Source organism: Pseudomonas abyssi, assembly GCF_003444685.1.
GTDB lineage: Bacteria > Pseudomonadota > Gammaproteobacteria > Pseudomonadales > Pseudomonadaceae > Halopseudomonas > Halopseudomonas abyssi.
Window position 1 is genome coordinate 1 of the sequence record NZ_LMAZ01000015.1, and the last position, 8,787, is coordinate 8,787.

General features: G+C 62.9%; 8 protein-coding genes. 6 read left to right on the plus strand and 2 right to left on the minus strand.

Annotated features, from left to right (window positions below; all coding sequences use genetic code 11):
• Positions 1-101 precede the first annotated feature (101 nt).
• Complete coding sequence (locus ASB58_RS19650) at positions 102-1,208, minus strand: sugar diacid recognition domain-containing protein (protein ID WP_096004924.1); 1,107 nt, start codon at positions 1,206-1,208, stop codon at positions 102-104.
• Positions 1,209-1,297: 89 nt separating this feature from the next.
• On the opposite strand from ASB58_RS19650, the gene ASB58_RS19655 reads away from it, so the two are divergent.
• Positions 1,298-1,504, plus strand: a complete 207-nt coding sequence (locus ASB58_RS19655; RefSeq protein ID WP_096004925.1) for a PA3496 family putative envelope integrity protein — start codon at positions 1,298-1,300, stop codon at positions 1,502-1,504.
• Here the strand turns inward: ASB58_RS19655 and ASB58_RS19660 are convergent.
• Complete coding sequence (locus ASB58_RS19660) at positions 1,498-2,448, minus strand: LysR family transcriptional regulator (RefSeq protein WP_118132058.1); 951 nt, start codon at positions 2,446-2,448, stop codon at positions 1,498-1,500. The two genes, ASB58_RS19655 and ASB58_RS19660, sit on opposite strands and share 7 nt — an antisense overlap.
• A 216-nt stretch (positions 2,449-2,664) precedes the next feature.
• On the opposite strand from ASB58_RS19660, the gene ASB58_RS19665 reads away from it, so the two are divergent.
• The 5 genes from ASB58_RS19665 to ASB58_RS19685 all read left to right on the plus strand — a co-directional run bounded on the left by ASB58_RS19665 (position 2,665) and on the right by ASB58_RS19685 (position 8,564).
• The gene (locus tag ASB58_RS19665; RefSeq protein ID WP_104736672.1) at positions 2,665-4,080 is read left to right on the plus strand and encodes an acetyl-CoA carboxylase biotin carboxylase subunit; all 1,416 of its coding nucleotides are present in this window, start codon (positions 2,665-2,667) and stop codon (positions 4,078-4,080) included.
• Between the two features lie 87 nt (positions 4,081-4,167).
• A complete protein-coding gene (gene oadA, locus ASB58_RS19670) occupies positions 4,168-5,979 on the plus strand; it encodes a sodium-extruding oxaloacetate decarboxylase subunit alpha (protein ID WP_118132059.1) in 1,812 nt (603 codons plus the stop codon).
• A 127-nt stretch (positions 5,980-6,106) separates the two neighbouring features.
• Positions 6,107-6,814, plus strand: a complete 708-nt coding sequence (locus ASB58_RS19675; RefSeq protein WP_118132060.1) for a carbonic anhydrase — start codon at positions 6,107-6,109, stop codon at positions 6,812-6,814.
• A gap of 165 nt (positions 6,815-6,979) precedes the next feature.
• Positions 6,980-7,471 (plus strand): 5-(carboxyamino)imidazole ribonucleotide mutase, encoded by a 492-nt coding sequence (gene purE / locus ASB58_RS19680; protein WP_096005017.1) that lies wholly within the window; start codon positions 6,980-6,982, stop codon positions 7,469-7,471.
• 10 nt (positions 7,472-7,481) lie between these two features.
• Positions 7,482-8,564 (plus strand): 5-(carboxyamino)imidazole ribonucleotide synthase, encoded by a 1,083-nt coding sequence (locus ASB58_RS19685; RefSeq protein WP_118132061.1) that lies wholly within the window; start codon positions 7,482-7,484, stop codon positions 8,562-8,564.
• The last annotated feature ends 223 nt before the right edge of the window (positions 8,565-8,787 follow it).

An 8,787-nucleotide genomic window follows, 5' to 3' on the forward strand; every position in this document is an offset into this window, starting at 1 on the left:
AAAAACGGACAATCAGGCAGTGCTACAGCCCGTACTAAGCACAAAAAAAACCAACGCGGAGCGCGTATTCAAGTAAGAACGGAGCGGCAGCCGCCACCCAGCTACTCCGGAAACAACGCCAACCCAATACTCAACAGCATCCGATCCGTCATCCGATCCAGATCCAGCCCGGTAATCTCGGCAATCCGGTCCAGCCGATAGCGCAAGGTATTGCGATGCACCTGCAAAGCGACGGCGCAAGCCTGGGTATGGCCGTTATGCTGCAGCCAGCTGCGCAGGGTGGCGACCAGTTGACCATTGCCATCGGCCCGCCGCAGCGGCTGCAGCGGCGCCAGCAGACGTTGCACGGTCCAACTGCCCTGTTGCTGATGCAGCAGCACCGCCAGACGGTAATCCCCCAACCCGACCAACCGCTCGGACAGACGCATTTCCTGGGCGTAATCACGCAGGTTGATCAGCGCCTCGGTCGCTTCACGCAGGTCCGCCAGCGACTCCACCGCTTCGGCCAGCAACAAACGACCGACCGGCCAGCCGCGCTGATCGGCCTGCTCCAGCCAGCTGCGCCGCACCGTCTCGGCCTTGCCGCTGCGCAGCCAGAGCACATCGTGCAGGCCCAGCGGCAAGATGATGTCCTGCGGATGGCGCAAACGCATCTGGCTGATCAACTGGCCCTGCGCCAACTCGTGATCGGTTTCGCTGGCCAGACACAGCAGGCAGCCTTGCAACGGCCACTTCCAGCGCATGCGCAGACGTTCGGCGTCGGCTTCCAGGCTGGCCAGCGGATAGCCCCGCTCCAGCAGGTTGACCAGCCAGGCCTCCTGCTGCTGTCCGCGCCAGTGCTGCTCGGCCTGCAGCACCCGTTGCTCGACCAGCATCTCGGCGGTCATGCGCAGCAGCTCGGCAAAGGGCCGTACCTGCTCCGGATCGCCGGTAATGCCCAGCACACCGACCAGCCGCCCCGCGTGCAGCAGCGGCAGGTTGATACCGGGTTTGACACCCTGCAGACAGGCTGCGGCCTGCTCGTCCAGCGCTACCACACGCTGGTTGGCGAGCACCAGCTGGGCGCCTTCATGCAGAGAGTCAACGCGCTGGGCGTCCCCACTGCCGATGATCACGCCCTGCCGATCCATCACGTTGACGTTGTAGGGCAAGATCGCCATCGCCCGGTCGACAATGTCCTGGGCCAAATGCCGGTCCAGTTCAAACATAGTTCACTCCTGTGTCATCACCCGGTCATGCAGGGCGGCGCATCATGCCCCCGTGAAACCGCACCCATCACGACTCGGGAGACGCCAACATGGCCTTTGATCCGGATTTTGCAGGTGACACTCACTCCGCTTCCAGCGAGCGCCGCGAACGCCGCCGCCAGGAAGACAAGAAGCGCATGGCCTATCGCCGCGCCATTGAAGACTACCGCGAAAGTCAGGCGCTGCAGGCGTCTTTCAGTGACTTTCCCGAACTGCTTGGTCAGACCGACTTTCATCGTTCGCATCGTCTCTACTGATCGGCAACGGTGGGTTCGAAGGGTTCCGCCAACTGACGGATCAGCGCCTTTTCCTCGCGCAGAAAAGCCAAAAACGCTTCTGCGACCGGGCTCAGGCGCTTGCCTCGCGCATGCACTGCGCACCAGCTGCGCATCAGCGGCAGCTCGCTGATATTCAGGCAGACCAGCTCACCGCGCCGAATCCACGCCGCCGCCGCGTGCCCCGGTACCAGAGCGACGCCCAGCCCGGCGATGGCGCCCTGCACCAATGCCTCGGTCGACCCCAGTTGCATGGTCTGTCCCAGGTGCACACGCTTGAGCTGCAAGAACTCATCACAGGCCTTGCGGATACCCGACCCGGCCTCGCGCTGCAGGACCATTTCCTCTTCCAGTCTAGCCAGCGGAATATGGGTTTGCCTGGCCAGCGGATGGGTCGGGCGGGCAACCGCCACAATCGGGTTATTAAGGAAGGGAAAAAACTCCAGCGCCCGATCGGCAGGCACCAACCCCATGATCACCAAGTCATCGAGGTTGTCTGCCAGGCGCTGGATAATCTGCGCCCGGCTGGTCACGTCGAGACGAAAGGTGACCTGCGGGTAGCGCTCACGAAACGCGGCCAGCAGATGCGGCAGCAGATACTGCGCGCTACTCGCCGCCGACAGCCTCAGCTCGCCGCGCAAACTGCCTTCCAGCGTCGACAGGTTCATGTCGAGGCTGTCCAGCCGATCAAAGATGTCAGCGGATGCAGCCAGCAGCGACTCCGCCGCCTCGGTCAGATAGAGCTTGCGGCCGACGTATTCAAACAGCGGCAAGCCCACCTGCTCTTCCAACTGGCGAACCTGCAGACTGACCGCCGGCTGGGTCAGCGCCATGGCTTCGGCCGCGCGGCTGTAGGAGCGGAACTCACAGACAGCGCGGAATACCTGCAACTGGCGCAGGGTCATTCGCAGCAATGATTTGCGCATGATGGTCTAGCCTTGATGGACGGGGCGGCTTTGCATGGTCGCAGTATATATAAGCAATCACTTATAGATAAGCCAAGTATTATTCATTTCACAGAATACTGCCGGCCCCCTTAGGGTATGCAGGACACATTTTGCAATGTGTTGCCCGGGGCCACGCACCCCGACACGCAAGATGTTCACCGCATCCACTCGATCACCACCACGAGGAACGCGTACGTGATCAAGAAAATTCTGATTGCCAACCGGGGCGAGATTGCCGTTCGCATCGTCCGCGCTTGCGCGGAGATGGGCATTACCTCGGTTGCGGTCTATACCGATCCCGACCGCTATGCCCTGCACGTCAAGCGTGCGGACGAATCCTACAACGTCGGCAGCGACCCGCTGGCGGGTTATCTGAACCCGCGCCAGCTGGTCAACCTGGCGGTAGAAACCGGCTGCGACGCCCTGCACCCGGGCTACGGTTTTCTCTCCGAGAATGCCGAGCTGGCGAAGATCTGCGCCGAGCGCGGCATCAAGTTCATCGGCCCGGCGGCCGAGGTCATTACCCGCATGGGCGACAAGACCGAAGCGCGCCGCAGCATGATTGCCGCCGGCGTACCGGTCACCCCCGGTACCGAAGGCAACCTGGCGGATCTCGACGAGGCGCTGCGCGAAGCCGAGCGCGTCGGCTACCCCGTGATGCTCAAGGCAACGTCCGGTGGTGGTGGTCGCGGTATCCGTCGCTGCAACAACCGCGAAGAGCTGCAATCGGCCTACCCGCGGGTCATTTCCGAAGCCACCAAGGCCTTCGGCAGCGCGGAAGTCTTCCTCGAGAAGTGCATCGTCAACCCGAAACACATCGAAGCGCAGATTCTCGCCGACAGCTTCGGCAACACCGTGCACCTGTTCGAGCGTGACTGCTCGATCCAGCGCCGCAACCAGAAGCTGATCGAGATCGCGCCCAGCCCGCAGCTGACCCCGGAACAGCGTGCCTACATTGGCGACCTGGCGGTCAAGGCAGCGCAGGCGGTCGGTTACGAGAACGCGGGCACCGTCGAGTTCCTGCTGGCCGACGACGAAGTGTATTTCATGGAAATGAATACCCGGGTTCAGGTCGAGCACACCATTACCGAGCAGATCACCGGCGTCGACATCGTTCGCGAACAGATCCGCATCGCCTCCGGCCTGCCGCTGTCGATCAAGCAGGAAGACGTTCAGCATCAGGGCTTTGCCATCCAGTTCCGGATCAACGCCGAGGACCCGAAGAACAACTTCTTCCCCTCCTTCGGCAAGGTCACCCGCTACTACGCACCGGGCGGTCCGGGCGTGCGGGTCGATACCGCGATCTACACCGGTTACACCATTCCGCCGAACTTCGACTCCATGTGTCTGAAGCTGATTGTCTGGGCCATGACCTGGGAAGAGGCGCTGGACCGTGGCCTGCGCGCGCTGGACGACATGCGCCTGCAGGGGGTCAAGACCACGACCCCGTACTACCAGGAGATCCTGCGTAATGCCGAGTTCCGCTCCGGCGTGTTCAACACCAGCTTCGTGGAAGCCCACCCCGAGCTGCTGAACTACTCGATCAAACGCAAACCCGAGGAACTGGCGCTCGCCATCGCAGCCGCGATTGCCGCCCACGCCGGACTATGACACTAGCGGCAAGCTTCAAGCCGCAAGCGACAAGTCACACCGCTTGCAGCTTGGCGCTTGAAGCTTGCAGCTGATGAGGAACAGAAAATGAGCAACACACGCAAAATCACCGTTACCGATACCATCCTGCGCGACGCCCACCAGTCTCTGCTGGCGACCCGTCTGCGTACCGAAGACATGCTGCCGATCTGCGACAAGCTCGACCAGGTCGGTTACTGGTCGCTGGAAGTCTGGGGCGGTGCGACCTTTGACGCCTGCGTGCGCTTCCTGAAAGAAGACCCGTGGGAGCGTCTGCGTGCCCTGCGCAAGGCGCTGCCGAACACCCGCCTGCAGATGCTGCTGCGCGGTCAGAACCTGCTCGGCTACCGTCACTACAGTGACGACGTGGTGCGCGCCTTTGTTGCCAAGGCCGCGGAGAACGGTATCGACGTGTTCCGCATCTTTGATGCCATGAACGACGTGCGCAACCTCAAGGTCGCCATCGAAGCAGTCAAGGCCGCCGGCAAACACGCCCAGGGCACCATCGCCTATACCACCAGCCCGGTGCACACGGTTGAAACCTTCGTCAAACAGGCGAAAGACATGGCGGCGATGGGCATCGACTCCATCGCCATCAAGGACATGGCCGGTCTGCTGACCCCGTTCGCCACCGGCGAGCTGGTCAAGGCACTGAAGGCCGAGCTCGATCTGCCGGTGTTCATTCACTCGCACGACACCGCCGGCCTGGCCTCCATGTGTCAGCTCAAGGCGATCGAGAACGGTGCCGACCACATCGACACCGCGATCTCGTCCATGGCCTGGGGCACCAGCCATCCGGGCACCGAGTCGATGGTTGCCGCGCTGAAAGGCACCCCGTACGACACCGGTCTGGATCTGGAGCTGCTGCAGGAAATCGGCATGTACTTCCACGCCGTACGCAAGAAGTACCACCAGTTCGAGAGCGACTTCACCGGCGTGGATACCCGCGTACAGGTCAACCAGGTGCCGGGCGGCATGATGTCCAACCTGGCCAACCAGCTGAAGGAGCAAGGCGCACTGGATCGCATCCAGGACGTGTTTGCCGAAATCCCGCGCGTACGTGAAGACCTCGGCTTCCCGCCGCTGGTTACCCCGACCTCGCAGATCGTCGGCACCCAGGCGGTATTCAACGTACTGGCCGGCGAGCGCTACAAGACCATCACCAACGAGGTGAAGCTGTACCTGCAGGGCCGTTACGGTCAGGCACCGGGTACCGTCAACGAGAAGCTGCGCCGTCAGGCCATTGGCGGCGAAGAGGTCATCGACGTGCGCCCGGCCGACCTGCTCAAGCCGGAAATGGACCGCCTGCGCAGCGAAGCGGGTGCCCTGGCCAAATCGGAAGAAGACGTGCTGACCTTCGCCATGTTCCCCGACATTGGCCGCAAGTTCCTCGAAGAACGCGAAGCCGGCACCCTCAAGCCCGAGCAACTGCTGCCGGCACCGGGCGAAGGCGCGCCGGCCGCGTCGAGCGAAGGCGTGCCGACCGAGTTCATCATTGATGTGCACGGCGAGTCCTACCGCGTCGACATCACCGGTGTGGGCGTCAAGGGCGACGGCAAGCGTCACTTCTACCTGAGCCTCGACGGCATGCCGGAAGAGGTGGTGTTCGAGCCGCTGAATGCCTTTGTCGGTGACGGTGGCAGCAAGCGCAAGCAGGCCAGCGAGCCGGGTCACGTGACCACCAGCATGCCGGGCAACGTGGTTGACGTGCTGGTCAAGGTCGGCGACAGCGTCAAGGCCGGTCAGGCCGTGCTGGTCAGCGAGGCCATGAAGATGGAAAGCGAGATCCAGGCGGCCATCGCCGGCACCGTCAAGGCGGTCAACGTCGCCAAGGGCGATCGCGTCAATCCGGGCGAGATCCTGATCGAGATCGAAGCCTGAGTTGCCGCACTGCAGCGGGTGGCAACACCCGCTGACCCTTTGTGCACCGGCGTCACCAGAGGCCGGTGTCGTCACAGGAATACTGATCGTCTATCCATACAGCCCAACCCGAAATTGAGACTGCGACATGAATAACGACTCCAGACGCAATGAGAGTGCCGAAGAAGCCCTCAAGCAAATCGTCGACGGCTTCAACCGCTTCCGCAACGAGGTCTACCCGGCGCAGCAGGAACTGTTCAAGCAGCTGGCCCACGAGCAGATTCCGCGCGCCATGTTCATCACCTGCGCGGATTCGCGCGTGGCGCCGGAGCTGATCACCCAAAGCGCGCCAGGCGATCTGTTCGTCTCCCGTAACGTCGGCAACGTGGTACCGCCCTACGGCCAGATGATGGGCGGCGTGTCCACCGCCATCGAGTTCGCGGTCCTGGCGCTGAACGTGCAGCACATCATTATCTGCGGTCACTCCGACTGCGGCGCGATGAAGGCGGTACTGGCCCCGGAAACCCTCGACTCGCTGCCGACCGTCAAGGCCTGGCTACGTCACGCCGAAGTCGCCAAGATTGTGGTCGAAGACAACTGCGACTGCTGCGACGACAAACTCTCGATGATGACCGAGGAGAACGTGATCGCCCAACTGCAGCACCTGGCGACCCACCCCTCGGTTGCATCCCGTCTGGCCCGTGGTGAGCTGTTCATTCACGGCTGGGTGTATGACATCGAGACCGCGCACATTCGTGCCTACGACTCGGATACCAACGAGTTCCGCCAGATCGGCGAGGGCCCGCTGCCGATGGCCACACCGCGCGCGCGCTACCCCGGCCGCAACGCGGGCTAACCGACGGGCGCATTACTGTATTTACGCAATTACAGGTATACTGCGCCGTCTGTTTAGCGGCAGGCCCTCGATAAGCCTGCACTCTCCAAGCAAGCCACGCCAGTTCGCTGCCGTGGCTTGTTGGTTTCTGCCGCCGAGGCGGCCCTGATGAGCGAGGCACTACAGATGACCGCACTGGTTGGCGTGATCATGGGCTCCAAGTCCGACTGGTCCACCCTGAGCCATACGGCCGACATGCTTGAACAGCTGGGCATTCCCTACGAAGTGAAGGTGGTTTCCGCCCACCGCACGCCTGATCTGCTGTTCCAATACGCTGAAGAAGCGGCCGATCGCGGCATCGAAGTGATCATCGCCGGCGCCGGCGGCGCAGCCCACCTGCCGGGCATGTGCGCGGCCAAGACCCACCTGCCGGTGCTCGGCGTACCGGTGCAGTCCTCCATGCTCTCCGGTGTCGATTCGCTGCTGTCGATCGTGCAGATGCCCGCCGGCGTGCCGGTCGCTACCCTGGCCATCGGCAAGGCCGGTGCGGTCAACGCGGCGCTGCTGTCGGCCAGCATCCTCGGCGGCAAACACCCGCAGTTCGGCAAGGCGCTGCAGGATTTCCGCAGCCAGCAGACCGACAACGTGCTGAACAACCCAGACCCGCGTCAGGCGTGAGGAATCGGATATGAAGATCGGTGTCATCGGTGGTGGACAACTGGGTCGCATGCTGGCACTGGCCGGCACCCCGCTCGGCCAACAATTCGCCTTTCTCGATCCGGCCCCGGATGCCTGCGCCCAGGCCCTCGGTGAACATATCCGCGCCGACTACAGCGACACCGATCACCTGCGCCAGCTGGCCGATGAAGTGGACGTGGTGACCTTCGAGTTCGAAAGCGTTCCGGCCGAAACCGTCGCCTTCCTGGCGCAGTTCGTCCCGGTCTACCCGAACGCCGAGTCGCTACGCATCGCCCGCGACCGCTGGTTCGAGAAGTCGATGTTTCAGGATCTTGGCATCCCGACCCCGGAGTTTGCCGACATCCAGTCGCAGGACAACCTCGACGCTGCGGTCAAGCGCATCGGCCTGCCCGCAGTGATGAAGACCCGTACCCTGGGTTATGACGGCAAGGGCCAGAAAGTGCTGCGCCACCCCGAAGACGTGGTTGGCGCCTTTGCCGAGCTGGGCAGCGTGCCCTGCATTCTGGAAGGCTTTGTGCCCTTCAGCGGTGAAGTCTCGCTGGTTGCCGTACGCGCCCGCAACGGTGAAACGCGCTTCTACCCGCTGGTGCACAACACCCACGAAAACGGCATTCTCAAGCTGTCGATCGCCAGTACCGATCATCCGTTGCAGGCGCTGGCCGAAGACTACGTTGGCCGCGTACTCGATAAGCTGGATTACGTCGGCGTGCTGGCCTTCGAATTCTTCGAGGTCGACGGCGGCCTGAAAGCCAACGAGATCGCCCCGCGCGTACACAACTCCGGCCACTGGACCATCGAAGGTGCCGAGTGCAGTCAGTTCGAGAACCACCTGCGCGCCATCGCCGGACTGCCGCTGGGCTCAACCGCCAAGGTCGGTGAAAGCGCGATGCTCAACTTTATCGGCGAAGTCCCCGCCGTCGACGCCGTCGCTGCGATTGAGCACTGCCATCTGCACCACTACGGCAAGGCCTTCAAGGCCGGTCGCAAAGTCGGCCACGCGACACTGCGCTGCCCGGATATGGCGACGCTGAAAGCGCGCATTGCCGAGGTTGAGGCGCTGATCGGCAAATAAGTTTGCTGGCGGGATAAACGAGAAAGGCGCAGCACTGGGTGTTGCGCCTTTTTTGCTTGCAGCAAAGTTTGCCGATGGCTCCTGTACCGGCGGCAAGGACACGCCCCTCGTGTAGGGCCACGGCACGCCGTGGCCGTGCGACCAACACCACCGCACCGTTGGCTCGCTCACTACGCCGCTTTCTTGCTCGCCTTTCGCCTTTTCCGGCGAGCCAAGGGGGGGT

Bases quoted from the DNA above. Each gene is read 5' to 3' on its own strand.
- ASB58_RS19650 (WP_096004924.1), bottom strand. From the start codon at position 1,208: ATGTTTGAACTGGACCGGCATTTGGCCCAGGACATTGTCGACCGGGCG.
- ASB58_RS19655 (WP_096004925.1), top strand. From the start codon at position 1,298: ATGGCCTTTGATCCGGATTTTGCAGGTGACACTCACTCCGCTTCCAGC.
- ASB58_RS19660 (WP_118132058.1), bottom strand. From the start codon at position 2,448: ATGCGCAAATCATTGCTGCGAATGACCCTGCGCCAGTTGCAGGTATTC.
- oadA (WP_118132059.1), top strand. From the start codon at position 4,168: ATGAGCAACACACGCAAAATCACCGTTACCGATACCATCCTGCGCGAC.
- ASB58_RS19675 (WP_118132060.1), top strand. From the start codon at position 6,107: ATGAATAACGACTCCAGACGCAATGAGAGTGCCGAAGAAGCCCTCAAG.
- purE (WP_096005017.1), top strand. From the start codon at position 6,980: ATGACCGCACTGGTTGGCGTGATCATGGGCTCCAAGTCCGACTGGTCC.
- ASB58_RS19685 (WP_118132061.1), top strand. From the start codon at position 7,482: ATGAAGATCGGTGTCATCGGTGGTGGACAACTGGGTCGCATGCTGGCA.